Origin of the sequence: Rhizorhabdus wittichii (genome assembly GCF_017607425.1) — a bacterium.
GTDB lineage: Bacteria > Pseudomonadota > Alphaproteobacteria > Sphingomonadales > Sphingomonadaceae > Rhizorhabdus > Rhizorhabdus wittichii.
In genome coordinates, this window is the sequence record NZ_CP059319.1 from 302,363 (window position 1) to 326,807 (window position 24,445).

The 24,445-nt window shown below is 68.2% G+C and carries 21 protein-coding genes; 11 read left to right on the plus strand and 10 right to left on the minus strand.

Annotated elements, in window-relative coordinates; genetic code table 11:
- Nucleotides 1–89 precede the first annotated feature (89 nt).
- The 4 genes from HRJ34_RS01445 to HRJ34_RS01460 all read left to right on the plus strand — a co-directional run bounded on the left by HRJ34_RS01445 (nucleotide 90) and on the right by HRJ34_RS01460 (nucleotide 5,732).
- Nucleotides 90–1,490 carry an O-antigen ligase family protein gene (locus tag HRJ34_RS01445; RefSeq protein WP_208633151.1) on the plus strand — a complete coding sequence of 467 codons (1,401 nt, stop codon included), beginning with the start codon at nucleotides 90–92 and terminating at the stop codon, nucleotides 1,488–1,490.
- A gap of 77 nt (nucleotides 1,491–1,567) precedes the next feature.
- A complete protein-coding gene (locus HRJ34_RS01450) occupies nucleotides 1,568–2,263 on the plus strand; it encodes a polysaccharide biosynthesis/export family protein (RefSeq protein WP_226949184.1) in 696 nt (231 codons plus the stop codon).
- Nucleotides 2,264–2,297: 34 nt separating this feature from the next.
- Nucleotides 2,298–4,517: a GumC family protein gene (locus HRJ34_RS01455; RefSeq protein ID WP_226948999.1), complete on the plus strand. Its 2,220-nt coding sequence runs from the start codon at nucleotides 2,298–2,300 to the stop codon at nucleotides 4,515–4,517.
- Between the two features lie 12 nt (nucleotides 4,518–4,529).
- The gene (locus HRJ34_RS01460; RefSeq protein WP_208633152.1) at nucleotides 4,530–5,732 is read left to right on the plus strand and encodes a hypothetical protein; all 1,203 of its coding nucleotides are present in this window, start codon (nucleotides 4,530–4,532) and stop codon (nucleotides 5,730–5,732) included.
- Here HRJ34_RS01460 and HRJ34_RS01465 read toward each other — a convergent pair whose 3' ends face one another.
- The 3 genes from HRJ34_RS01465 to HRJ34_RS01475 are packed head-to-tail and all read right to left on the minus strand — an operon-like array spanning nucleotide 5,733 to nucleotide 8,561.
- The gene (locus tag HRJ34_RS01465) at nucleotides 5,733–6,911 is read right to left on the minus strand and encodes a mechanosensitive ion channel family protein (protein WP_030091555.1); all 1,179 of its coding nucleotides are present in this window, start codon (nucleotides 6,909–6,911) and stop codon (nucleotides 5,733–5,735) included.
- Nucleotides 6,908–8,371 (minus strand): putative O-glycosylation ligase, exosortase A system-associated, encoded by a 1,464-nt coding sequence (locus tag HRJ34_RS01470; RefSeq protein WP_012050993.1) that lies wholly within the window; start codon nucleotides 8,369–8,371, stop codon nucleotides 6,908–6,910. The genes HRJ34_RS01465 and HRJ34_RS01470 overlap by 4 nt, the downstream gene beginning before the upstream one ends.
- Entirely contained in the window at nucleotides 8,364–8,561 is a 198-nt protein-coding gene (locus tag HRJ34_RS01475; RefSeq protein WP_016745525.1) for a hypothetical protein, read from the minus strand. The genes HRJ34_RS01470 and HRJ34_RS01475 overlap by 8 nt, the downstream gene beginning before the upstream one ends.
- A 61-nt stretch (nucleotides 8,562–8,622) precedes the next feature.
- On the opposite strand from HRJ34_RS01475, the gene HRJ34_RS01480 reads away from it, so the two are divergent.
- Nucleotides 8,623–9,828, plus strand: a complete 1,206-nt coding sequence (locus HRJ34_RS01480; RefSeq protein ID WP_208633153.1) for a TIGR04063 family PEP-CTERM/XrtA system glycosyltransferase — start codon at nucleotides 8,623–8,625, stop codon at nucleotides 9,826–9,828.
- Between the two features lie 97 nt (nucleotides 9,829–9,925).
- Nucleotides 9,926–11,359 carry a hypothetical protein gene (locus HRJ34_RS01485; protein ID WP_208633154.1) on the plus strand — a complete coding sequence of 478 codons (1,434 nt, stop codon included), beginning with the start codon at nucleotides 9,926–9,928 and terminating at the stop codon, nucleotides 11,357–11,359.
- On the opposite strand, the gene HRJ34_RS01490 is transcribed toward HRJ34_RS01485, so the two are convergent.
- Nucleotides 11,349–11,675, minus strand: coding sequence for a hypothetical protein (locus tag HRJ34_RS01490; protein ID WP_208633155.1), 327 nt, complete (start codon nucleotides 11,673–11,675; stop codon nucleotides 11,349–11,351). The genes HRJ34_RS01485 and HRJ34_RS01490 overlap by 11 nt on opposite strands.
- Entirely contained in the window at nucleotides 11,672–11,866 is a 195-nt protein-coding gene (locus tag HRJ34_RS01495; RefSeq protein ID WP_016744931.1) for a hypothetical protein, read from the minus strand. The genes HRJ34_RS01490 and HRJ34_RS01495 overlap by 4 nt, the downstream gene beginning before the upstream one ends.
- Before the next feature lie 88 nt (nucleotides 11,867–11,954).
- Between HRJ34_RS01495 and HRJ34_RS01500 the strand changes: the two genes are divergently transcribed.
- A complete protein-coding gene (locus HRJ34_RS01500) occupies nucleotides 11,955–12,605 on the plus strand; it encodes a S24 family peptidase (protein ID WP_016744932.1) in 651 nt (216 codons plus the stop codon).
- 12 nt (nucleotides 12,606–12,617) lie between these two features.
- On the opposite strand, the gene HRJ34_RS01505 is transcribed toward HRJ34_RS01500, so the two are convergent.
- Nucleotides 12,618–12,797 (minus strand): hypothetical protein, encoded by a 180-nt coding sequence (locus tag HRJ34_RS01505; RefSeq protein ID WP_012050998.1) that lies wholly within the window; start codon nucleotides 12,795–12,797, stop codon nucleotides 12,618–12,620.
- 71 nt (nucleotides 12,798–12,868) lie between these two features.
- On the opposite strand from HRJ34_RS01505, the gene HRJ34_RS29110 reads away from it, so the two are divergent.
- The 4 genes from HRJ34_RS29110 (at nucleotide 12,869) to HRJ34_RS01525 (ending at nucleotide 20,122) form a co-directional block, all read left to right on the plus strand.
- Nucleotides 12,869–13,201 (plus strand): hypothetical protein, encoded by a 333-nt coding sequence (locus HRJ34_RS29110; protein WP_226949000.1) that lies wholly within the window; start codon nucleotides 12,869–12,871, stop codon nucleotides 13,199–13,201.
- Between the two features lie 80 nt (nucleotides 13,202–13,281).
- Nucleotides 13,282–15,294 (plus strand): autotransporter assembly complex protein TamA, encoded by a 2,013-nt coding sequence (locus tag HRJ34_RS01515; protein ID WP_208633156.1) that lies wholly within the window; start codon nucleotides 13,282–13,284, stop codon nucleotides 15,292–15,294.
- Nucleotides 15,294–19,472 (plus strand): translocation/assembly module TamB domain-containing protein, encoded by a 4,179-nt coding sequence (locus HRJ34_RS01520; protein ID WP_208633157.1) that lies wholly within the window; start codon nucleotides 15,294–15,296, stop codon nucleotides 19,470–19,472. The genes HRJ34_RS01515 and HRJ34_RS01520 overlap by 1 nt, the downstream gene beginning before the upstream one ends.
- A 248-nt stretch (nucleotides 19,473–19,720) precedes the next feature.
- Nucleotides 19,721–20,122 (plus strand): DoxX family protein, encoded by a 402-nt coding sequence (locus HRJ34_RS01525; protein WP_012051002.1) that lies wholly within the window; start codon nucleotides 19,721–19,723, stop codon nucleotides 20,120–20,122.
- A gap of 4 nt (nucleotides 20,123–20,126) precedes the next feature.
- Here the strand turns inward: HRJ34_RS01525 and HRJ34_RS01530 are convergent, their stop codons facing one another.
- From HRJ34_RS01530 to map, 4 genes are all read right to left on the minus strand, one after another.
- Nucleotides 20,127–21,383, minus strand: coding sequence for a multidrug effflux MFS transporter (locus tag HRJ34_RS01530; RefSeq protein ID WP_208633158.1), 1,257 nt, complete (start codon nucleotides 21,381–21,383; stop codon nucleotides 20,127–20,129).
- Nucleotides 21,384–21,496: 113 nt separating this feature from the next.
- Nucleotides 21,497–22,909, minus strand: coding sequence for a type I glutamate--ammonia ligase (gene glnA, locus HRJ34_RS01535; protein WP_012051004.1), 1,413 nt, complete (start codon nucleotides 22,907–22,909; stop codon nucleotides 21,497–21,499).
- A gap of 80 nt (nucleotides 22,910–22,989) precedes the next feature.
- Nucleotides 22,990–23,328, minus strand: a complete 339-nt coding sequence (locus tag HRJ34_RS01540) for a P-II family nitrogen regulator (protein ID WP_012051005.1) — start codon at nucleotides 23,326–23,328, stop codon at nucleotides 22,990–22,992.
- Between the two features lie 200 nt (nucleotides 23,329–23,528).
- Nucleotides 23,529–24,359, minus strand: coding sequence for a type I methionyl aminopeptidase (gene map, locus HRJ34_RS01545; RefSeq protein WP_029548614.1), 831 nt, complete (start codon nucleotides 24,357–24,359; stop codon nucleotides 23,529–23,531).
- Nucleotides 24,360–24,445: the final 86 nt, after the last annotated feature.

The window sequence follows — 24,445 nt, forward strand, 5'->3', positions numbered from 1 at the left end:
GATCCCGTACGAACAGGACGGCGAGGGGCGCGATTCGGCCGCCCTCCGCAGGGGGTGGCGTCGCAGGCAATGGCATCGACCGTTTTCCAATGGCTCTGGGGCGCTCGGGCGGCTGCATGAAGATCGCGGCTGCAGGCGCTGCGCGGTCCGATGTCGCCTTCTGGGCGCTCGGCGCGCTGCTTCTCCTGGTCTTCCTCACCGGCGGCGGATCGCGCTCCGACATCGCTTCGCTGGTCGTGCTGCGCCCGGCCGCCGCGATCCTGCTGGGGGTCGGCCTCTGGGGTCTGACCCGTTCCGATGTGCGGCGGCACCGCTTCGTCTACGGCATGGCCGCCGCGATCGTCGGGCTCGTCCTGCTCCACCTGATACCCTTGCCGCCGGCCATCTGGGCCGCGTTTCCGGGGCGCAACCTGGTCACCCGGATCGATGACGCCGCCGGTCTCGGCGCGGTGTGGCGGCCGATCAGCCTGGTCCCATCGGCGACCTGGAATGCGCTGTTCGCCTTGATCCCGCCGCTGGCGGCGCTCGTTCTCGCCTCGCAACTCGATCGACAGGGCCGCTGGCGGATCGCCATCCTGCTCATCGGCATCGGCCTGTCGAGCGCGATCCTCGCCGTCCTGCAGCTCAGCGGCGACCCCCAGGGGCCGCTCTATCTCTATCGCGTGACCAACCGCGCGGTCGGGCTGTTCGCCAACCGCAACCATCAGGCGATCTTCCTCGCGTCGCTGTTTCCCCTGCTGGCCGTCTTCGCATCGGCCGCGCGGTCATCGTCGATCGACGCCCGTCTGCGCACCGCGGTGGCGCTGGCGATCGGAGTGGTCCTGCTGCCGCTTTCGCTCGTCACCGGGTCGCGGAACGGCATGGCGATGATGGCGATCGGTTTCGTGAGCGTCCCCTTCCTCTACACGATGCCGGGCGGCGGGCGGGACGATGGCGGGCGGCGCCATCTGCTTCGTGCCGTGGTGGCGCTGGTGATTCTCGCGCTGGTGGTGCTGACGGTCCTGCTGGGGCGCGCGGTAGCGATCGACCGGCTGGTCGAGACGCCGGCGACGGAGGACGTCAGGTTCCAGGCCTGGGGGCCGATGCTGTCGACGGCGATGACCTATTTCCCGCTGGGTGGTGGTTTCGGCGCCTTTGCCGACCTGTTCAAGATCAACGAGCCGACCGAGCTGCTCACCTCGGCGATGTTCTTCCATGCCCATAACGACTGGCTGGAACTGCTGATCACCGGCGGACTGTCGGCGCTGCTACTGGCCGGCGTGGCGGCGGTCGCGTTCTTCAGGATGGTGGCGCGATGGTGGCGATCGCGCGCCGGTCGTGACGACGATATGCTGCTGGCGGGGGCCGGCCTCTGGATGGTGCTGATCTTCGCCGCGGCAAGTATCAGCGACTATCCCTTGCGTGTGCCATCGCTGGCGTGCTTCTTTTGTGTCATAGTCCTATGGATAAGTTCAATCGGGCCCGATAGGGCGACGAAAGAAGGGGTTTGAGGGGCTTGCTCTTGTTTCTTCAAAGAAAATCCTCGTTCGCCGGGGTCCGTCTGCGGCGCAAGGCGCCCGTGGCGCTCATGGCCATGCTGATGCTGGCGAGCTGCGCCAGCGCCCCCAAGATCGGTGGCGCGACGAATATACAGGTGCTCGACGCCACCGAATTGCCGGCGCCCGATCGATCGGACATGGTCGAGACCGAGCGTCCCTATATCGTCGGCCCGTTCGACAAGCTGGCGATCGACGTGTTCGGGATCGACGAGCTCTCCAACCGCAAGGCCCAGGTCGACGCGAGCGGCCGGATATCCTTCCCGCTGGTCGGCGTGGTCAACGTGGCCGGCCTGACGCCGGGTGAGATCGAGGTCGTGCTGCAGCAGAAGCTGGCCACCAACTATGTCCGCAACCCGCAGGTGACGGTCAATCTCGACCAGACCGTCAGCCAGGTGGTCACGGTCGAAGGGCAGGTCAAGAAGCCGGGGCTCTTCCCGGTGGTCGGCCGGATGACGCTGCTGCGCGCGGTCGCGCTCGCGGGCGGGACCGACGAGTTCGCCAAGCTGAACCAGGTCGTCGTCTTCCGCACGGTGAAGGGCGAGCAATATGCCGCGCTCTACAGTCTCAAGCAGATCCGGGTCGGCGCCTATGCCGATCCCGACATCTACGCCAACGACGTGGTCGTGGTGGGCGAATCGCGGGCGCGCCGGACCTTCAAGGATCTCCTCCAGGTGGTTCCGCTGCTCACGACGCCGATCATCGTCGCCGTGGACCGGTTCAGATAGATCGCCTGGCGATCTGCGTTAGTGGAAAAAATTCATGCGTGAAGCGGCAGAAGTGCAGGGCGGCAGAACCGTGGACCCCAAGGCCTCCGGCCCGGGCCAGGGCGGTCAGGTCAACGACAGTTACGCCGTCCCGCCGATCCTCAAGCAATATTGGCATACGGCGCTCCGGTGGCGCTGGCTGATCGGCGCGATCATAGCGGGGGCGCTGGCGGTCGGCCTGATCGTCACCCTGCTGACGCCGGCCCGCTATACCGCGGGATCGCAGATCGAGATCAGCCGCGAGCAGAAGAAGATCACCAATGTCGAGGGCCTCGATTCGTCGACGGCCGACAGCGACATGGAGTTCTACGAGACCCAATATGCGCTGCTGCGCTCCTATTCGCTGGGCGAACGGGTCGCGAGGAAGCTCGATCTCGGGCGGAGTGACGATTTCTTCGCGGCGCATGGCATCACGCTCGATGCCGGGCGTTTCGGCGCCGCCGGCCAGTCGAACCTGACCGCTGGCCAGCTCGCCGCGCGCGAGAAGCTGGCCGCCAAGCTATTGCTCGACAATATCGAGGTGTCGCCGGTCCGCCGGTCGCGCCTGGTCAACCTCTCCTATACCAGTCGGTCCGCGGGCCTCTCGGCGCGGGTGGTCAATGCCTGGGCGAGCCAGTTCATCGCCGCGAGCATGGATCGCCAGCTCGCGTCCACCGCGGATGCCCGCCGCTTTCTCGAGGAGCGGCTGGGCAATCTGCGGGCGCGGCTCGAACAGTCCGAGCGCGAAGCGGTCGGCTATGCCTCGCGCAACGACATCGTCGCGCTTGCTTCGGTGCGCGACAACGAAGGCAAGACCCAGGTCCAGCGGACCATGATCCAGAGCGACCTGGAGGAGCTCAACACGGCGTTGAACGTCGCTCGTGCCGACCGGGTCGCGGCCGAGAGCCGCCTGACGGGCAGGGGCGGCGACGACAATGTCGATGCGCTGACCAATCCCACCATCACCCAGCTTCGCCAGAAGCGCGCCGACGTCGCGTCCGACTATGCCAAGATGATCGTGCGCTTCGAGCCGAACTACCCGACCGCCCAGGCGCTGATGATGCAGATCAAGTCGCTCGACGAGGCGATCGCGCGCGAGACGGCTCGCGTCGGCAACAGCCGCGCGCAGAGCTATCGCGAGGCGCTGAAGCGCGAGCAGGATCTCGGCGCGCAGGTCGCGGCGCTGAAGGGGCGCCTCGACGACCAGCAGCACAACGCGATCCAGTACAATATCTACCAGCGCGAAGCGGATACCAACCGGCAGCTCTATGACGCGCTGCTCCAGCGCTACAAGGAGATCGGCATCGCCGGTTCGGTGGGCGTGAGCAACATCGTCGTCGTCGATCCGGCCATCGCGCCGTCGACGCCCTCGGCGCCGAGCCTGCCCAAGAACATGGCGCTGGCCTTCGCGATCGGCCTCGCCCTCGCGGTCATCGCCACGCTCGCCCTCGAGCAGATCGACGAAGGCATCAGCCAGCCGGGCCAGATCCAGCAGCTCTTCCAGCTGCCGCTGCTGGGCCATGTGCCGCTGACCGACTCGTCGGTCACGGACGGCATCGAGGACCCGAAATCCTATTTCTCGGAGGCCTATTTCACGATCCGGTCGAACCTCGCCTTCACCACCGACCACGGCCTGCCGCGATCGTTCATCGTCACCAGCACCCAGCCGGCCGAAGGCAAGTCGACGACCTCCTATGCGCTGGCGCGGATCATCGGGCGGACCGGCAAGAACGTGCTGCTGATCGACGGCGACATGCGCTCGCCCGACATCCATCACCTGCTCGGCCTCGACAATGCGATGGGGCTCAGCAACGCCCTGGCGGGCGACGACAACGTCGCCGCGCTGATCCAGAGCACGCCGTACAAGGGCCTCTCGGTGCTGACCTCGGGGCCCAAGCCGCCGAGCGCCGCCGAGCTGCTCAGCAGCGACCGCATCCGGCATATCGTCGGCGAGCTGCAGGGCATGTACGACCATGTCGTCATCGACGCCCCGCCGATCCTGGGCCTGTCTGACTCGCCGCTGCTCGGCCGCGCGGTCGAGGGCGCTGTGCTGGTGATCCAGGCCGAGGGCGCGGCGGTGCGCGGCGTCCGGGCGGCGATCAGCCGCCTCCGGATGGTCAACACCCATATCTTCGGCACGGTGCTGACCAAGATCAAGGCCAGCGAGCTCGCCTACGGCTACGGCTATGGCTACGGCTATGGCTATGGCGACGATGTCGAGCACAAGGCCGCCTGACGGGGCCTCGCCATGGATCGACCGGTCGTCACGTCATGGGGCAGGGCCCTTCTGGGCCTTGGGTCGCTGGGCCTCGCACTTGCGGCCGGCATCGACGCGACGGCCAATCGGTGGCGCGCCATCGATCCCGACCGGGCCCTGCAGGTCCGGCCCGGCGATGCCGTCGCCCTGACGCTGAACGAGGACCAGCGGCAGGCCGATCAGGAGATGAGCCCGGCGCGCACCGCCGCGATCGCCGATGTCGCCCGGCGCGCCCTGCGCTCCGATCCGCTGACCGCCCCGGCTTTGCGGCAGATCGCGGTCGCGGAAGGGGTGGCTGGACGCCATCGGGCGGCGGACCGGCTGGTGCACCTGTCCTACGACCTCACCCGCCGGGAACTGGGCACGTCGTGGCTGCTGATCGAAGCTGCGCTCGACCGTGGTGACGCGGCCGGGGTCGCCCGTCATTTCGACGAGGCGCTGACGACCACCCCGCTTGCTGGGGAAGTGATGTATCCGGCGCTGTCCGCGGCGCTGTTCGATCCGGGGATGCGGGCGGCGCTGGTGCCCTATGTGCGGCAGTCGCGTCGCTGGATGCCCGCGCTGATGCGCTATGCGCTGGCGGGCGGCGATGCCGGCGAGCATGTCGGCGCCCTGGTCGTCGCGGCCGGCGGGCTGCCGTCGTCGCCCATCTATGCCGGGCTCGACCAGCAGATATTGGCCGGGATCGTGGCCAAGGGGGAATTCGGCATCGCCGGCGGCTATCTACGCAATATGCGCGCCGGCGGCATCGCGACCGACCCGGGCTTCTCCGCTGCGACCACCGATGCGCGGTTCGGGCCCTTCGCCTGGGCCTTCGCCGACGAGCAGGCCGTGAGCGGCCGGCGCGACGAGGCGGGACGGCTCCAGGTGCGTGTCTCGACCGCGCGACCGCTCAAGGTCGCCGTCCGGACCCTGGTGCTTCCGGCGGGGCGCTACCGCTTCAGCCAGAAGGTCGAGGCGCCCGACGATGACGTCGTCGCCGCGGCGAAATGGGAGATGCAGTGCCTGCCCGGCAACCGGCCGGCCTGGTCGCTCGAACTGCCGGTGCGCAAGGCATCGTCCCACTATGCCGGGCAGTTCGCCATTCCCGCCGATTGCCCCGGCCAGCAATTGTCGCTGGTCGTCGCCGGCCGCGGCGACGAGGAGGATGCCGAGATCGTCGTCGACGGCCTCGAACTGACCCGCCAGGACTGATCAGGCCGCCGGCGTCGGCGCTTCCGCATAAGGCATGATCATCGTCCCGTCCGGCGCCGCGGTGAAGGTCGTCTGGGTCGGATAGGCGAACCTGATCCCCTGCTTCGCGAAGCTTTCCAGGATCGTGATGCAGATGTCGTGGCGCGCGCTGTTGAAGACTTCTCCATCCTCGTCGAGCACGTCGAACAACAGCTCATAGTCGAGGCTCGACGGCGCGAAATTGACCATGCAGCAGTGGAGGAACACCGCCTTGTCATGGGCCGTGACGATCGCCTTCACCATGTCGGGGATGCGGCGGCAGACCTCGGGCGGCGTCTGATAGGTGACGCTGAGCATCAGCGTCGCCCGCCGCCGCAGCGTATGCGCCAGGTTGCGCAGTTCCTTGTTGAGCAGGTTGGTGTTGGAGATCACCACCTCCTCGCCGGTCGTCGAGCGGACGCGGGTGGTCTTGAGGCCGATCGATTCGACCGTGCCGGTGGTCAGGTCCCATTTGACGGTGTCGCCGCGCCGGAACGGCTTGTCGAAGATGATCGCGAGGCTGGCGAACAGGTCGGAGAAGATTCCCTGCGCGGCAAGGCCGATGGCGATGCCGCCGATGCCGAGGCTGGCGACCAGGCCGGTGATGTTGACCCCGATATTGTCGAGGATCAGCAGGGTCGCGACGATGAAGCAGACCGCGGTGACGAGCAGGCGGATGATGCCGATCGCCGAGCCGAGCGTGGACGAGCCGCCGTCCTCCTCCCCGGCGCGATACTCGACGATGCCGATGACCAGCTCGCGGACCCACAAGGCCGCCTGCACGGCGGTCGCGACGGTGAACAGGAAGCCGATCGTCCCGGCGACGACCGCGGGTGGGGTGGCATAGCCGCTGACCAGCCGGGCCGCGAGCATGACGATGAAGAAGAGGTTGGTGCGCGCGATCGCCCGGCCGACGATGCGCGGCCAGTGGCCGAGATGCTCGCGCCGGCACAGCCGGGTGCCGAGCATGCGCAGGCCGTAGAGCAGCGCGATGATCAGCGCGCCGCTCGCGCAGGCGATGGCGATGCTCAGATAATGGCTGGCGATCCAGCCCTGCGTCTGCTGCCAGAACAGTTCCACGTCGCCGAGCGACTGGATCGGCGGCGCCATGTCGGCGCCGGTCGCGGCGTTACCCGTCTTCGTCATTCGACCTTCCATCATTTGCCGTTCACATTGCCCCAACGAGGCTGGGCGCGGCGGCGTTCCGCCGCGGCCGACAGCGGGCGCTCCGGCTCCGGTTCGGGCTCGGGAAGCGCCTCGGCTTCGCTCGCCTCCTCCTCCGCTTCCACGTCGCGCCTGCGCTTGCGGAAGGGATTCCAGACCCGTCGCTTCACATGGATCTGGACATAGCGGTCGAAGCCGATCTCGACCGCGATGATGTAGTAGATATAGGGCTGGAAGGCGATGCCGACGAAGGAGGAGCCCAGCATGTAGATGAGGTGGGCATGCTGGAGCGCCGCCGCGAGCGGCGACACCCAGGCGTTGGCGCCTTGCTCCTTCAGGTAACTTCGTCGGATCACCTCCATGCGGAAGATGCCGATCAGGTGGACCGCCAGGAACAGCGCGAGCCCCGGATAGCCCTGTTCGCCCAGCATCTCGAAATAGGCGTTGTGGAAGGATCGGCCGGCGTCGTAGCCGACCACGCTGACCACCGTCCCGTCGGCGGTCCTGTAGCTCATGTCGATGGTCAGCTTGTTGCCGCGATAGGCCTCGAAGCCGCCGCCGAACGGATGGGACTTCGAATAGTCGAGCGTCCATTTCCACACGGCGAGGCGGGTCGAGGCCGATGCGTCGCCCTTATAGCCCTGGATCGTGTCCATCCGCTGGGTATAGGTCTTCGGCAGGAAGGGGATGCCCGCCGTGGCGATCGCCGCGATGATGCCGATATAGAGGAAGCGCCGCTTCGTCGCGCGCAGTTCGAGCACGCCCGCCAGCACGATGCACAGCAGGCCGGTGCGCGTCTGCGTGCCGATCGGAATCAGCAGGCAGGCGAAGGCGAGCGCATACCAGTAGAGCCGCGAGAAGATCGTCGGCCGCACGATCGTCGAATATTTCGCCATGTAGAGGATCAGCGGGATCGAGCAGATCGCGAAGGCCGATATGGTGCTGCTCTCGTACATGCCGCTGTTGTTGGCGACCATCAGGTTGAGGGTGCCGTAGCCGCCGCCGCCGGCCAGCGTCTTGGCGCCGCCCACCACCGCGATCGACGACAGGCAGAGCAGCATGAACAGCAGCACGCCTTCGATGCGGATGCGCGTGTAGAGCGTCATCGGCATGAAGATCGAGAAGACCAGCGCCTTCCACACCCAGTCCCATTTCTCCAGCGCGGCGTCGGGATAGTCGGCGGTCAGCGTCGTATAGCCGCAATAGAGCAGTAGCAGGATCAGCAGCACCTGCCGCGGCGTCGGCTTGCTGAGCGACTTGTCGTCGTTGATCGCCCAGCCCAGGAAGGCGGCGATGAACACGATCAGCGAAACCGGGACCGAACTCAGCAGATAATAGGAGATGCGCTGCGGCGAGACGATGTCGACATAGACATAGGCGCAGACGAACAGGAACGGCCGCCGGAAGCCCGCCAGCAGGATCGCGACCAGGAAACCGATGAGGAAAAGGTCACGCACGGTCGGCGCCGGGCCTTGCCTCGCCGGTCTCGACGCCCGCGCGGCGCACCGGCTGCTTCTTCGGCAGCACCGGCTTGAAATGACGGCCGGACGCGGTCGGTTCCTCGTTCAGGTCGGGATGGAGCAGCAGCCTCACGGCGACGAAGGCGATCAGGAAATGGGCCAGCATCAGCGAAAGCGTATCGATCATCGGCGACTTCCGATCCGTTTCCGGTTGACAGGACAAGCCTCTTCATGCGCGTTCGCACGGCATGAAGATCCTCCACATCCTCGATCATAGCCTGCCGATCCACAGCGGCTATACATTTCGTACGCGGGCGATCCTCAAATCCCAGATTTCGATGGGCTGGCAGGTGATGGGCGTCACCGGCCCGCGCTACAACGCCCCGCAGCCCGATCCGGACGAGGAGGAGGGGTTGGTCTTCCGGCGCACCCCGGCCATCCGTCCCGCCCGCGCGCCGGTTGGCGAATGGCGCGAGGTGACGGCGCTCGCCCGCCGGATCGCCGAGGTGGCGGCCGAATGGAAGCCCGATATCCTGCACGCCCATTCGCCGGCGCTGGTCGGGCTGGCGGGGCTGCGCGCGGCGCGCCGGCTGGGGCTGCCCTTCCTCTATGAGATACGCGCCTTCTGGGAGGATGCGGCGGTCGGCAACGGCACGGGGCGGGAGGGATCGCCGCTCTACCGGCTGACCCGCCGGCTCGAGACCCATATCGTCCGCCGCGCCGATGCCGTGGCGGTGATCTGCGAGGGGCTGCGGTCCGATCTCGTCGCGCGCGGGATCGCCGCCGACAAAGTCATGGTTTCCCCCAACGGCGTCGACCTCGACCTGTTCGGCGATCCGCCGCCGCCCGACGCGGCGCTTGCCGCCGAGCTCGGGTTGGAAGGGGCCGAGGTGATCGGATTCATCGGCTCCTTCTACGATTATGAAGGGCTCGACGATCTCGTCGCGGCGATGCCGCTGCTGCTCGAACGGCGTCCGCAGGCGGCGCTGCTGCTGGTCGGCGGCGGCCCGATGGAGGAGGCGCTGCGGGCGCAGGTGGCGGCATCGCCCGCGGAGGCCCGCATCCGCTTCGCCGGCCGCGTGCCGCACCAGCAGGTCGAGCGCTATTACAGCCTGATCGACATCCTCGCCTATCCGCGCAAGTCGATGCGGCTGACCGACCTGGTGACCCCGCTCAAGCCGCTCGAGGCGATGGCGCAGCGCCGGCTGGTCGCGGCCTCCGACGTCGGCGGGCATCGCGAGCTGATCGAGGACGGGGTCACCGGCACCCTGTTCTCGCCCGACGATCCGGCGGCGCTGGCGACGGCGCTGGCGGGCCTGCTCGACGATCGGCGGATATGGGACGAACGGCGCGAAACCGCGCGCGCCTTCGTGGAACGCGAACGCAACTGGGGCGTCAATGTCGCGCGCTATCGTCCCGTCTACGAAGGATTGATCGCTACGGCCTCACGTTAAAACATCGTTGTCAGTAACGGCCGATAAGAATTGAAAAGTAACGGAATCCCAATTTTGCCTTATTATGGGATGACAATAGAGACATATGGGCGTTCCGATGGTTCAAACGAAAGCGCGTCGCCGGTCGAGCCTGATCATGGGCACGCTGCTCGCGCTGTTGCTCGGCGTGGCGGCGGCATTCTTCGTGCTCGCCATGCCGATCCGCATGCTGGAGACGGTGACGACCTTCACCCGGCTGTCCAAGCTGATGGTGCAGGCGGAACCGCCGATCTCGCCCAACGACCGCACCCTGCTGGCGGTGCTGGCGGCGATCCTCACCGCCGGGATCGGCTGGGTCCTGATCGACTGGCTGGTGTTCGGCCGCGCCGGGATCAGCACGCTGATCCGCACCCGCGAGGACGATTATGAGGATGAGGACGAGGATCATTTCCGTCCCACCGATCCGCTCGACCTGGTGACGCCGGCCGACGATCCGGGCGCCGAATGGCCGATGCCGTCGGCGGGCGATGCCCGCAAGCCGCTCTCCGCGCGCACCGACATCGGCGATCCGCCGCCCGCGCTCGACCCGTTCGGAGCGCCGCTCGCGGGGCTCAACCAGGCGCTGCCGCCGATCGGCGAGATATTGCCCGGCACGGGCGTCAGCGCGCCGCCGCTGCAACCCAATGCGCTGCCGCCGCTGATCCAGCCTGCGCCCTTCCCGCCGGCTTCGGCGCAAGAGCCGCCGATCGCGCCGTTTCCGGAAGCTGCGCCGGCGCCGGAGGCGTTCCGACCCGCCGGTCCGGAGCCGAGCGACGTGCCGCCGCCCGCCGGCAATCTGCCGAGCTGGATGCCCGCGCCGGGCCTGCGCCCCGACGGTCAGCCCGCCGATCCGCTGCCGGCCGCCTTCTACGAGGAGCCGGCCGAACCGGCCGCGCCCGAACCGGAGGTGGAGCCGGTCTTCGATCCGATCGTGCCGCCGCCGCTACCGGAGAGCTTCGCGCCGCCGCCGCTGATGGACGAGACGCCGCCGCTGACGGCGCAGCCCTTCGCCGATTCCCAGCCGGCTCCCGCCGTCCGGCCGCCGGACGAGCCGCCCGTGGAGATTCCGGCCGCGCCGGCGGCAGCCCAGCCGGCTCAACCGGTTCCGCCGCCGCGCCCGCTGCCCGAGCCCGGTTTCGATCGCGCCCGGCTCGAAGACCTGCTGGTTCGCCTCGAAAGAGGGTTGCAGCAGCGCAGGGCCGCCGCTGCCGCTCGGGCGCAGGCGGAGCAGCAGCAGCAGGCCCCGATCGCTCCGGCCGCTCCGGTCGCGCGCCAGGAACCGGCGCCGGTTGCCACGCCCCCGCAGCCCTTGCCGGAACCGCCGGCCGCGCCTCCGCCGATCATCGAGCCCGTACCTGTCGCCCTTCGGGATCAGCCGGCTGCGGCGCCCGTCGCCGCGTCGATCCTGCCGGTCGCGCCGCCGCGCGCGGTCCCCGAACTGCGCAACGACGACCTGCTCGACCAGCCGTTGCACGTGACGCTCGATCTGCTGCGGAACATGGTCAAACGCTGACGGCGACGCCGTCGGCGACGGTCAGCGCCTCCAGCCGTACCAGCGCTTCGTGGTCGCGCCGCTCGATCGAGACCAGCTTCATGTCGGCGATCAGATGGCCGGCTATGGTGAAGTCGGATGCCGCGATCCAGTCGGGCAGGGCGTCGAGCGCCTGCTGGACCCCATCTCCCCGCAGCCTGAGGTCGAGGCGATGCCGCCCGCCGTCGAACAGCAGGCTGCGCCAATCCTCGCTTTCGCCATGATCGAGCAGCAGCTCGGCGAACGGCCGGCAGCAATGGTGGAGACGGCGCGCGATCGCCTTGACCGGATCGCTCATCGCGCACCGGCCATCTTTTCGCGCGCCCGGACGATATAGGCCTGCACCCGCCGGACGGTGTCGTCGCGCGGCTCGCGGCCGCGGCGCAGCATCGCGACGAAGCCGGGATCGCCCATCGCATCGCGGCCGAAGCGCGAGGCGGGGGTGCCGCTTTCGCGAAGATAGCGTTCGATCAACCACAGCAAATCCATCCCAAGCTCCCTCGCGACTCAATCGTTCGCTTTATGTTCCAATCCATTTCCTACTTGTCTAGGAAAAATCCTATCGATAAAGGGGGGCATGGCCGACGACGTCCGCAGCGCTCTCGATGCCCTGATCCGGGAGCGGGGAGAGGATTACAGCGCGATCTCGCGGCTGCTGGGGCGCAACCCCGCCTATATCCAGCAATTCATCAAGCGCGGCTCCCCACGCAAGCTGTCGGAGGAGGACCGGCTTCGGCTGGCGGCCTATTTCCGGGTTCCCGAAACCCGGCTTGGTGGTCGGGCAGATGGAGGGCCGGCGGGGGATATGGCGCCCGCCGCCGCGCTGGTGACGGTGCCCAGGATCGCGATCGGCGCCTCGGCCGGGCCGGGCGGCATCGCCGAGATCGAGGAGCGCGATCGCCCGATCGCCTTCGACGACGGGCTGCTGCGCGATCTCGGCGCGGGGCGGCGGGCAGCGCTGTCGATCATCCGGGTCGCCGGGGAATCGATGGAGCCGACCCTGCACGACGGCGACGACATATTGGTCGATCGCGACGCCAGCGAAATCCGTCCGGGCGGTATCTATGTGCTGCGGCTCGACGACCTGCTGATGGTCAAGCGGCTGCTCCGCGACGACCGTGGCCTCGTCGTCCACAGCGACAATCCGGCTCATCCGGAGATCGCCGGCTTCGATCCGGCGACGTTGCAGGTGATCGGCCGCGTGTTGTGGTGCGGCCGGAAGCTGTAGCCCGTCGAACGCTCAGCTTCGGGCGCGATCGATCAGGTAGAGGATGACCGCGATCGCCACGCCGACGCCGGTGCCGATCAGCGTCCCGATCGACGGCTGGCCGTAATGATTGCCGACGATCGCCCCGGCGACGATCGTGAAGGCGAGGATCGCGCCGCCCGCGCGGGAGGCTTTTCCGCTATTCTGTTCCATGGCCGTCCCCATGCCACGCCGCCGCGCCGCGCGCCAGCGTTCGTCCCGCCTGTCCCGCCGTGGGACGAGGCGTGCCGGCATGGGACGCGGTCAACGCGCCGTTCACCAATCATCCCGTTGACGGCGCGGGATTTGCCGGTCGTGGCACGGCTCTTGTGTGGGGTCTGGCGTCGCACGGGAAGGGGCCGGGGTTGGAAGAGATTTTCTATATCGCGGATCGCACCAGCATCGACCAGGCCGAGGCGCTGATCCGCGAGTTCGGCGTGATGGCCGTCGACGAGGCCGCCGCGCGCAGCCGGCATTATCGCGAGCTCGGCAATGCTATCCGCTTCTGCGAGTGGCGGCAGATGGAGCGCTTCCTGTCGCTCCTGACCCTCGATATCGCGGTCGGCACCGTTCATTGATGCGATGACCGGGCGACGGAGCGGCATCATCCGCCGCCCCGGCCATTGCGATCATTGGGTTTCGACCCTAGGGTCGTGCCATGCGTAACGCCCGTTGGCCGACCAGCGCCCGATCGATCGTACTGGGTGCCATGTTATGCGTGTCGGCCGCGGCGCAGGCGCAACCCGCGCCTCCGCCCGCCGCCTCCGATGATCCCGCCGAGCTTCCCGAACTCGATCCCTCGACCGAGATGGCGCCGCTGCCGGGCATGGAGGTCGACTGGCCCGAGGCGGCCGATACCGCGGGCGAGCAACCTGCCGACGCCGGCTCCGCGACCGGCGCCACGGCGGAATCGACGCTTTCCGATGCGCAGGCCGACCGGCGCTACGGCGTCGACATCACCGGCCTTTCGGGCAAGGACGGGGTGCCGCCCGAGACCGAGAGCGCGATCCGTTCCCGCTTCCGCCAGCTCTCCGCGCTGGAGGAAGGCAAGGGCGCCGGCAACACCGCGCAGATCGACCGGCGCGCCCGGCAGGACGAGGCGCTGCTCAACGAGCTGCTGCGCGCCGCCGGCTATTATGACGCGCGCGTCTCGACCCGGATCGAGGATGAGAAGACCGGCCGGCTCGGCGTCTCCCTCGTCGTCCGGCCCGGCGAGCTCTACACGCTGTCGGGGATCGATTTCGGCGGGATCGATGCGGCCGGCGACGTCGCCGCGCAACTTCGCCGCGCCTTCGGGCTCGAAGCCGGCCAGCCGGCCGATTCGGACCGGATCGAGGCGGGGCTGGGCGCGCTCAAGGCCGAGCTCGGGCATGAGGGCTTCGTCTTCGCCAAGATCGGCGAGCCCAAGCTCACCGTCGACCATGACGAGCATGCGGTGCGGCTCGCGGTCGATGTCGAGCCCGGCTATGCCCAGCGGATCGGCAAGATCAGGATCGACGGCGAGCGGCTGTTCAGCGCCAAGCATCTCGGCCGGATCGCGCGCTTCCGGACCGGCGACATGTACGACGCCGCGCGGATGGAGGATTTCCGCCGCGCGCTGATCCAGACCAGCCTGGTTTCGGCGGTCACGATCAAGCCGGTGGCGACCGCCGACCCGCAGGTCGTCGACATCGCCGTTAAGCTCGAGCCCGCGCCGCCGCGCACCGTTGCCGGCGCGATCGGCTACGGCACCGGCGAGGGTTATCGGCTGGAGGCGAGCTGGCAGCATCGCAACCTAGTCCGGCCCGAAGGCGCGGTCACCTTCCGCGGCGTACTCGGCACCCAGGAACAGTCGCTCGGCGCGACGCTGCGTCGCAACAACTACAAGGCGCGCGACCGGGTCCTCACCGGCCAGGTCATCCTCAGCCATCTCGACCAGAACGCCTATGAGGCGCGCAGCCTCACCATCGGCGCCGGGCTCGAACGGCAGACCAACATCATCTGGCAGAAGAAATGGACCTGGTCCTACGGCGTCGAGTTGGTGGCGTCGAAGGAACAGGACACCGTCAAGGCGACCGGCGCGCCGCGCAGCCGCCAATATCTGATCGGCGCGCTGCCTTCGAGCCTGTCCTATGACGGGTCGGACGATCTGCTCAACCCGACCCGCGGCTATCGCCTCGCCGCGCGCGTCTCGCCCGAGCTGTCGCTGCAAGGCGGCGCCTTCGGCTATGTGAAGGCGCAGGTCGACGGCAGCTCCTATCTGCCGGTCGGCGGGCGGACGGTGATCGCCGGGCGGGTCCGCTTCGGATCGATCATCGGCGCGTCGGCCGAGCGGATCGCGCCGACCCGGCGCTTCTACGCGGGCGGCGGTGGATCGGTGCGGGGCTACGGCTATCAGAAGATCGGCCCGGTCGACATCAACGGCGATCCGGCCGGCGGCCGCAGCCTCGCCGAATTCTCGATCGAGGCGCGCGTCCGCTTCGGCGATTTCGGCGTGGTGCCGTTCATCGACGGCGGCAATCTCTATTCGGCGCGGCTGCCGACCTTCAGCAACCTGCGCTACGGCGCCGGCATCGGCGTCCGCTATTATACCAGCTTCGGTCCGATCCGCGTCGACGTCGGCACGCCGCTCAACCGGCGGGCCGGCGATTCGCGGATCGCCGTCTACGTCTCGCTCGGGCAGGCCTTCTGATGGCCGACGAGATCGCCATGGTCGAGGAGAAGGTCGAGGCCTGGCGCCGGCGCCACCCGGTGCTGCGCTTCGTAGCGATCGGCCTGCTGTCGGTGCTGCTGCTGCTCTCGGCCGCGATCTGGATGCTCGACAGCGCCCCCGGCCATCGGCTGATCATCGATCGGATCGGCGCGCTCAGGCCATCGTCGGGGCTGCGCATCCGCATCGGCCGGATCGACGGCTCGATCTGGAACCGCGCCACGCTCCGCGACCTGCGCCTCTACGACAATCAGGGCCTGTTCCTGGAAGCGCCCGAGATCGCGCTCGACTGGCGGCCCGCCGCCTGGGTCGCGAACAAGCTGTGGATCAGGAGCGTCGATACCGACCTGCTGATCCTGCATCGCAAGCCGAAGTTGCAGCCGTCGCCCAAGAAGGGGCCGCTGCTGCCGGGGTTCGACATCCATGTCGGGCGGCTGCGCGTCGCGAAGCTGCGGCTCGAACCGCCGGTCGCCGGGCGGCGCCATATCGTCCGCATCGCGGCGGAGGCGGACATCCATGACGGCCGGGTGCTGCTCAAGCTCGATGCCGCGTCGAGCGCGCGCGACCGGCTGACGCTCCAGCTCGATTCGGAGCCCGACCGCGACCGCTTCGACCTCGACGCGCGGCTGGTCGGTCCGGCCGACGGCGTCATCGCCGGGGCGACGCGATGGAAGAAGCCCGTCGACGGCGTCATCTCCGGCACCGGGCGCTGGTCCGCCTGGAAGGGCCGGGCGACGATGGACGTCGGCGATATCCGGCTGGTCGACCTGCGGCTGGCCGCCGATCGCGGCAAATATGCCCTCGACGGCTCGCTCGCGCCCAGCCGCCTGCTGTCGGGCAAGTTGCAGCGCCTGTCCGATCCGACGATCCGGATCAACGGCGCGGCGACGCTGGTCGACCGGCAGCTCGGCGGCACGCTGTCGATCGCGACGCCCGCGCTGGAGATCGCCGCCTCGGGTACGCTCGACCTGGCGGCTTCGGCATTCGACGGAGTGGTCGTCGACGCCAAGCTGCTGCGTCCCCAGGCGATGTTCCCCAACATGACCGGGCGCAACATCCGGCTGCACGCCAGCTTCGACGGGCCGTTCGGCACGGCGGACTATGCCTATGCGCTGACCGCCGAGCATGTCGCCTTCGACACGACCGGGTTCGACATCGTCCGCGCCGAGGGCAAGGGCAAGCTGTCCGATCCGCCGGTCAAGCTGCCGGTCCGCCTGTCGGCGCGGCGGGTGACGGGGGTCGGCGACGTCGCCGGCGGCATCCTCGGCAATCTCAAGGTCGACGGCGTGTTGCAGGTGACCGCGCAGAAGGTGACCGGCGAGAAGCTGCGGCTCAGCTCGGACAAGCTGGCGGGGCAGCTCTCGCTCAGCCTCGACCTGCGGACCGGCGCCTATGACGTTGCCCTGACAGGAAAATTGCTGCGCTATTTCATCCCTGGCATCGGCATCGTCGACGTCAATTCGGACCTGAAGGTCGTCCCCGGCGCGGGCGGGCGCGGCACGGTGGTCGCCGGGCGCGGGCGCGCCTGGGTGCGCCGGTTCGACAATGCCTTCCTGCGATCGCTGGCCGGCGGGCTGCCGTCGATCGACACGCAGCTCCGGCGCGGGCCGGACGGCGTGCTCCATTTCGAGCGGCTGGTGCTGACCGGGCCCGGCATCCGCCTGACCGGCAACGGCTTCCGCCGTCGCGACGGCAGTTTCTACTTCAAGGGCAGCGGCACCCAGGCGCAATATGGCCCGGTCCAGATCACCCTCGACGGCGATATCAGCCGGCCGAAGATCGACCTCGTCCTCGCCAGCCCGGTGCAGGCGCTGGGCCTCGTCAACGTCGCGGTGAAGCTCGACCCGACCGCGCAGGGCTTCGCCTATAGCGCGACGGGCGGCTCGCACCTCGGCCCGTGGGGCAGCAGCGGCGCGATCCTGCTGCCGGCCAACCAGCCCGCCACCATCCAGGTCGCGAACTTCGCGGTCAGCGGCGCCAAGGGCAGCGGCAGCCTGCGCTCTGATCCGAACGGCTTCACCGGGCGCATCGACCTGGCCGACGGCACCGTCACCGGTCCGCTGCTCTTCTCGGTCGAACAGGGCTTGCAGAAGATCGAGGGGCATCTGCGCGCCCGCCGTGCCACCATCGGGGCGGCGGTGCCGTTCACGGTCGGCCGTGGGCGGCTCGACGGCACCGTGCTGCTCGATCCGGCCGGGGTGCAGGTCAACGCCACCGTCGCCCTGTTCGGCACGACGATGCGCGGCATCACCCTCGGCCGCGGCCGCGCGACGATCGCGCTCAAGGGCGAGAGCGGGACGATCAGCGCCAACCTCGCCGGATCGCGCGGGCGCGGCTTCGAACTGGCGACGGTCGCCCGTCTCACCCCCGACAGCGTCAGCCTGACCGCCGACGGCACGATCGACCAGAAGCCGATCCGGCTCGACGGCCCGGCCGTGCTGCGGCGCGAGCCCGACGCCTGGCGTCTCGAACCGACCACCCTCAGCTTCGGCAGCGGCAAGGCGACGCTCGCCGGCCGCTTCGGCAGTGCGACCAACGAGGTCAAGGCCGGCATCCAGGCGATGCCGCTGTCGGTGCTCGACATCTTCTATCCGGGGCTGGGCCTGTCGGGCGTCGCGACCGGCGACGTCGACTATCGGCTCCAGCGCGGCGCGCGCATCCCCACCGGCCGCGTCAACCTCAAGATCCGTGGCCTGTCGCGCTCGGGCCTGGTGCTGACCTCGCGCCCTGCCGATGTCGCGCTGGCGGGCGTGCTGACCGAGAATGTCGCCGCCGCGCGGGCGGTGGTGTCGAGCGGCGGCAAGGTGATCGGACGTGGGCAGGCGCGGATCACCAACCTGCCGGCGACCGGCGCGCTGCCCGACCGGCTGATGAGCGGCAACCTGCTCGCGCAGCTCCGCTATGGCGGCCCGGCCGACACGCTGTGGCGCCTGATCGGGGTCGAGACGATCGACATATCGGGGCCGGTGTCGATCGGCGCCGACATCAGCGGCACCGGCGCCAATCCGGTGATCCGGGGATCGCTGCGCTCGACCCAGGCGCGCCTGGAAAGCGCGGTGACCGGCACGGTGATCACCAACATCGCCGCGACCGGCCGCTTCAACGGATCGCGGCTGCTGGTCGACAAGCTGTCCGGCCAGACGCGGGGCGGCGGCACCATCGCCGGCCGCGCCGCGTTCGACTTCGCGGCGGAGAAGGGCATCGGCATGGACGTCTCGCTCGACGCGCAGAACGCCCAGCTCATCAACCGCGACGATATCGGCGCGATCGTGACCGGTCCGATCACGATCCGTTCGGACGGCGGCAGCGGCACGATCGGCGGCGACGTCCGGCTGGTGCGAGGCCGCTTCCAGCTCGGCCGTGCCGCGGCGGTCGCGACGATCCCGCAGTTCGACACGGTCGAGCTCAACCGCCCCGACGACGAGGACGACGTCCAGCGGCCCTTGTCGTGGAAGCTCGACATCGACGTGGATTCGCGCAACCAGCTCGCGGTCACCGGCCTCGGCCTCGACAGCGAATGGCGCGGCAAGCTCCACCTCGGCGGCACGATCGACAATCCGGCGATCAACGGCCGGGTCGACCTGGTGCGCGGCGGCTACGAGTTCGCCGGCCGCCGCTTCGATCTCGATCGCGGCGCGATCCGCTTCCTCGGCGAAACCCCGCCCGATCCGCTGCTCGACATCACCGCCAAGGCCAATCTCAACGGCGTCAGCGCGACGATCACGGTCAGCGGCACCGGGCAGAAGCCCGAGATACACTTCAGCAGCATTCCCGCGCTGCCCGAGGACGAACTGCTGTCGCGGCTGCTGTTCGGCACCTCGATCACCAACCTGTCGGCGCCCGAGGCGCTCCAGCTCGCGGCGGCGGTCGGGTCGCTGCGCGGCGGGGGCGGGGGGCTCAACCCGATCAACGCGGTGCGCCGCGCCGCCGGGCTCGATCGCCTGCGCATCCTGCCCGCCGATCCGACGATCGGCATCGGCACCTCGATCGCCGCCGGCAAATATATCGGCCGGCGCACCTATGTGGAGGTGATCAGCGACGGGCAGGGCTATTCGGCGACGCGGATCGAGTTCCAGATCACCCGCTGGCTGTCGCTGCTGTCGAGCATCTCCACCATCGGCCGGCAGAGCGCCAGCGTGAAGGTGTCGAAGGACTATTGAGGTTTATAACCTTGGCGTCTCCAACTCCGCTCACCCTGAGGAAGCATTGAGCGTAGCCGAAATGCTGTCTCGAAGGGGCGTTCGATGCTCGAGATATCCTTCGATACGGGCCTTCGCCAAGGCTCAGTCCCACCTCAGGATGAGCGGGCCGGATAAAACTCGATGTTCTAGGCCGCTCCGAGCCGCTGCTTGGCAGCGGACCATCCTGTGCTATGTTCGCCTGCCGTAACGAGACGGGGAGGAAGCCGATGAACAGCCTCGATCAGAACCGCCCGCTGATGCTGAGCGTGTTGCGCATCATGTCGGGATTATTGTTCCTGGCCCATGGGACGCAGAAATACCTCTCCTTCCCGGGCGGCGAACGCGCCGGGTCGGGCTGGGCGCTCGACAATCCCGCCGCTTTTGCCGGGATCGTCGAGTTCGGCGCCGGCCTGCTCATCGCGCTGGGGCTGTTCACGCGGCCGGCGGCGTTCCTCGCCTCGGGCACCATGGCGGTGGCCTATTTCATCGGCCACATGCCGAAGAACTTCTGGCCGGTGAACAATATGGGCGACGCGGCGATCCTCTACTGCTTCATCTTCCTCTACCTGGTCTTCGCCGGCCCGGGGCCGCTCAGCCTGGATGCCCTGCGCGCGCAGAAGCGCGGCTGACCTTTCAGGCCAGGGTCGTCGGGCGGCAATTATGCGCCCGGAACAGGCGCCCGCGCTCGGCGACGAGGACGATCAGCAGCGCCGCCGACGACCCGATCAGGAAGCCCAGCGTCAGGGGCAGGGTGGTGCCGCTGAACGTCTGGCCGATGGCGATGCCGATCAGCGTTCCGATCAGGCTCTGCATGAAGCCCTGGATCGACGAGGCGGTGCCGGCGATATGCCCGACGCGTTCCATCGCCATCGCGCTGAAATTCGATCCGGTCAGGCCGAACAGGAACATCGTCGTCCCCTGGAACAGCGCGAAGATCAGCACCGTCTCCCGGCCGGACAGGACGACGGCGAGCCGGACGAGCGACAGCAGGATCATCGCGATCAGCGCGCTGTGCGAGACGAGGCGGGTGCCCAGCCGCTCGACGATCCGCGAATTGAGCAGCGCAGCGATGCCCATCATCACCGCGATCGCGGCGAAGCCGGGCGCGAACAGCTCGGGCGCGTGGAAGCTGTGGGCGAAGATCTGCTGCGAACTGTTGAGGAAGCCGACCAGCCCGCCATAGACGACCGCCGAGGCGAGGGCATAGCCCAGCGAGAGGCGGTCGCGCAGCGTCGTCCGCGTCGCGTCGAGGATCGAGGCGAGCGCGATCGAGCGGCGGCGATCGGGGGCCAGCGTCTCGGGCAGCCGCAGCCATGCCCATAGCGCGACGAACAGGCTGAAGGCGCCGAGCAGGTAGAAGATCCAGTGCCACGGGGCGACGATCAGGATGAGCTGGCCCAGCGTCGGGGCGAGGATCGGCACCGCCAGGAACACCATGAAGCAGAGCGACGTCACCCGCGCCATGCGGCGGCCGGCATAGCAGTCGCGCACGATCGAGATCGACAGCACGCGGGTCGACGCCGCGACGAAGCCCTGCAGCGCGCGGGCCACCAGCAGCAGCTCGAAGCTGCCGGCATGGGCGGCGATGAAGCTCATCAGCGCATAGATGCCCATCGTGCCGAGCAGGAGCGGGCGGCGGCCGAAGCGGTCGGCGAGCGGGCCGTGGACGAGCTGCCCGAAGCCGAACGCGCCGATATAGACCGCGATGACGAGCTGCTGGTGGTTCTCCACCGACACGCCCAGCTCGCTGCCGATCCGGCCGAGCGCGGGCAGCATGATGTCGATGCCGAGGGCATTGACCGCCATCAGCGACGCCATCAGCGCGACGAACTCGCCGAACGGCAAGCCGTGCGACGCGTTTTCGGACTGGATGGGTTCGGGGGCGTTCATGCGGGGGATCCTGCGCGGGGCAATAAGCGTGGGTCCGCCGGCTGGCAACCAAAAGAGAAAAGGGCCCCGGGGCACTGGCCCCGGAGCCCTTTCTCGAAGCGCCTTTCGGCGGATCAGTTCGAGAAGTACATGTCGAACTCGACCGGGCTCGGGGTCATTTCCCAGCGGGCGACTTCCGGCCACTTGAGCTCGAGATAGGCCTCGATCTGGTCCTCGGTGAAGACGCCGCCCTTGGTGAGGAAGCCATGGTCGGCCTGGAGCGAGTTGAGCGCCTCGCGGAGCGAACCGCACACGGTCGGAACCTCGGCCAGCTCTTCCGGCGGAAGATCATAGAGGTTCTTGTCCATCGCCTCACCCGGATGGATCTTGTTCTCGATGCCGTCGAGGCCCGCCATCAGCAGCGCCGCGTAGCAGAGATAGGGATTGGCCATCGCGTCGGGGAAGCGGAACTCGACACGCTTCGCCTTGGCGCCGGTGCCATAGGGGATGCGGCACGAGGCCGAACGGTTGCGCGCCGAATAGGCGAGCAGCACCGGGGCCTCATAGCCCGGCACCAGCCGCTTGTAGCTGTTGGTGGTCGGGTTGGTGAAGGCGTTGAGCGCCTTGGCATGCTTGATCACGCCGCCGATGAAATAGAGGCAGGTGTCCGACAGGCCGGCATAGCCGTTGCCCGCGAACAGGGGCTGGCCCTTGTCCCAGATCGACATGTGGGTGTGCATGCCCGAGCCGTTGTCTTCCTTGATCGGCTTCGGCATGAAGGTCACGGTCTTGCCGTAGGCCTGCGCGACCTGCCAGCAGACATATTTGTAGATCTGCATGCGATCGGCGGTGGTGACCAGCGTGCCGAAGGTCAGGCCGAGCTCGTGCTGCGCCGCGGCGACCTCATGGTGGTGCTTGTCGCAGGGCAGGCCCATTTCGAGCATGGTCGAGACCATCTCGGCGCGGATATCGACCGCGCTGTCGACCGGGGCGACCGGGAAATAGCCGCCCTTGGCGCGCGGGCGGTGGCCCAGATTGCCGCCTTCGAGCGCCTTGCCGCTGTTGGTCGGCAGCTCGATGTCGTCGAGGCGATAATAGCTGGTGTTGTAGCTCGTCTCGAACTGGACGTCGTCGAACATGAAGAACTCGGCTTCCGGCCCGACATAGACGGTGTCGCCGATGCCGATCGACTTCACATAGGCCTCGGCGCGCTTCGCGGTCGAGCGCGGGTCGCGGCCGTACAGCTCGCCGGTCGAGGGCTCGACGATGTCGCAGACGAGGATCAGCATCGGGGTCGCCGAGAAGGGATCGATCCAGACCGCGTCCAGGTCGGGCTTCAGGATCATGTCGGACTCGTTGATCGCCTTCCAGCCCTCGATCGACGAACCGTCGAACATGAAGCCGTCGGTCAGCTCGTCCTCGCCGACGACGCTGGCGACCATGGTCAGGTGCTGCCACTTGCCCTTGGGGTCGGTGAAGCGAAGATCGACCCACTCGATCTCCTTGTCCTCGATCAGTTTAAGAACGTCAGCGGGCTTGTTCGCCATGTGCCTTGCCTTCCCCGTGAGAAAATCCATTGAAATGTTTCGGGCGATCGTTGCGCCCGGTTGCGACGGCCTGACGCGATTCAGATCGCGTCGGCGTCCCTCTCTCCCGTCCGGATGCGGACCGCGCCTTCGACCGGCAGGATGAAGATCTTGCCGTCGCCGATGCGACCCGTCTGCGCCGCGGAAGCGATTGCTTCGACCACGCGGTCGGCCAGGCTGTCGTCGACGACGACCTCCAGCTTCACCTTCGGCAGGAAATCGACCACATATTCCGCGCCGCGATAGAGCTCGGTATGCCCCTTCTGGCGGCCGAAGCCCTTCGCCTCGGTCACGGTGATGCCGGAGACGCCCACCTCGTGGAGGGCTTCCTTGACCTCATCCAGCTTGAACGGCTTGATGATAGCTTCGATTTTCTTCACCCGTGCCCTCCCCGGCCAGCGCTTGCGGGCCTTCCATGGCGTGCGATCCCGCGAGTCGCAAGGACGCTGGGGCGGAACGGGGCGATATTCTGCCGCATTGCCGCAAAAGACGGCATCTATCAGCGGCATGCCTGAAAAATGGGCAGTTTGTGCCCATGGATTGATCTTGGACGGTCGCCCCGGCTGATCGGATATGGTGATCAGATATAGGGCGGCTGGTGCAGTCCCTTGGGGCTGGCGGTGAAGATCTCGCAGCCGTCCTCGGTGATGCCGATCGAATGTTCGAACTGGGCGGAGAGCGACCGGTCGCGCGTCACCGCGGTCCAGCCGTCGTCGAGCAGCTTCACGTCGGGCCGGCCGATGTTGATCATCGGCTCGATCGTGAAGAACATGCCGGGGCGCAGCTCGGGCCCGGCGCCGGGGCGGCCGACATGGACGACCTCGGGTGCGTCGTGGAACACCCGGCCGAGGCCATGGCCGCAGAAGTCGCGGACCACGCCGTAGCGATGCTTCTCGGCATGGCGCTGGATCGCGTGGCCGATGTCGCCGAGATGGTTGCCGGGCTTCGCCTGCTCGATCCCCAGCATCAGGCATTCATAGGTGACGTCGACCAGCCGCTTCGCCTTGATGCCGACGTCGCCGACCAGGTACATCCGGCTGCTGTCGCCGTGCCAGCCGTCGAGCAGCGGGGTGACGTCGATGTTGACGATGTCGCCGTCCTTCAGCGTTCGTTCGCTCGGGATGCCGTGGCAGACGACATGGTTGATGCTGATGCAGCAGCTATGGGTATAGCCGCGATAGTTCATCGTCGCGGGCACCGCGCCCGCCGCCACCGTCATGTCGTAGACGATCCGGTCGAGCTCCTGCATCTCGACCCCGGGCACGACATGGGGGGCGAGCGCGTCGAGGATCTCGGCGGCCAGCCGGCCGGCGGCGCGCATCCCGGCGAACCCGGACGGCCCGTGGAGCTTGATCGCCCCCGTGCGCGGATGGGAGGCGGCGGCGTCGTCGGCGGTGATGTAGGTGGTCATCCCCGTCATATAGGCGATCTCCGGCCCTATTGCGAGCGCCGACGGGCCGCGGGCGGGAAATGCGGAAGGGAAGGGGTGCAGGGTGC

Coding starts and splice junctions, on each gene's coding strand:
- HRJ34_RS01525 (WP_012051002.1), top strand. CDS start 19,721: ATGAACAGCCTCGATCAGAACCGCCCGCTGATGCTGAGCGTGTTGCGC.
- HRJ34_RS01445 (WP_208633151.1), top strand. CDS start 90: ATGGCTCTGGGGCGCTCGGGCGGCTGCATGAAGATCGCGGCTGCAGGC.
- HRJ34_RS01480 (WP_208633153.1), top strand. CDS start 8,623: ATGAAGATCCTCCACATCCTCGATCATAGCCTGCCGATCCACAGCGGC.
- HRJ34_RS01485 (WP_208633154.1), top strand. CDS start 9,926: ATGGTTCAAACGAAAGCGCGTCGCCGGTCGAGCCTGATCATGGGCACG.
- map (WP_029548614.1), bottom strand. CDS start 24,359: ATGACCACCTACATCACCGCCGACGACGCCGCCGCCTCCCATCCGCGC.
- HRJ34_RS01475 (WP_016745525.1), bottom strand. CDS start 8,561: ATGATCGATACGCTTTCGCTGATGCTGGCCCATTTCCTGATCGCCTTC.
- glnA (WP_012051004.1), bottom strand. CDS start 22,909: ATGGCGAACAAGCCCGCTGACGTTCTTAAACTGATCGAGGACAAGGAG.
- HRJ34_RS01500 (WP_016744932.1), top strand. CDS start 11,955: ATGGCCGACGACGTCCGCAGCGCTCTCGATGCCCTGATCCGGGAGCGG.
- HRJ34_RS01530 (WP_208633158.1), bottom strand. CDS start 21,383: ATGAACGCCCCCGAACCCATCCAGTCCGAAAACGCGTCGCACGGCTTG.
- HRJ34_RS01465 (WP_030091555.1), bottom strand. CDS start 6,911: ATGATGGAAGGTCGAATGACGAAGACGGGTAACGCCGCGACCGGCGCC.
- HRJ34_RS01490 (WP_208633155.1), bottom strand. CDS start 11,675: ATGAGCGATCCGGTCAAGGCGATCGCGCGCCGTCTCCACCATTGCTGC.
- HRJ34_RS01460 (WP_208633152.1), top strand. CDS start 4,530: ATGGATCGACCGGTCGTCACGTCATGGGGCAGGGCCCTTCTGGGCCTT.
- HRJ34_RS01505 (WP_012050998.1), bottom strand. CDS start 12,797: ATGGAACAGAATAGCGGAAAAGCCTCCCGCGCGGGCGGCGCGATCCTC.
- HRJ34_RS01450 (WP_226949184.1), top strand. CDS start 1,568: ATGGCCATGCTGATGCTGGCGAGCTGCGCCAGCGCCCCCAAGATCGGT.
- HRJ34_RS01520 (WP_208633157.1), top strand. CDS start 15,294: ATGGCCGACGAGATCGCCATGGTCGAGGAGAAGGTCGAGGCCTGGCGC.
- HRJ34_RS01495 (WP_016744931.1), bottom strand. CDS start 11,866: ATGGATTTGCTGTGGTTGATCGAACGCTATCTTCGCGAAAGCGGCACC.
- HRJ34_RS01515 (WP_208633156.1), top strand. CDS start 13,282: ATGCGTAACGCCCGTTGGCCGACCAGCGCCCGATCGATCGTACTGGGT.
- HRJ34_RS01455 (WP_226948999.1), top strand. CDS start 2,298: ATGCGTGAAGCGGCAGAAGTGCAGGGCGGCAGAACCGTGGACCCCAAG.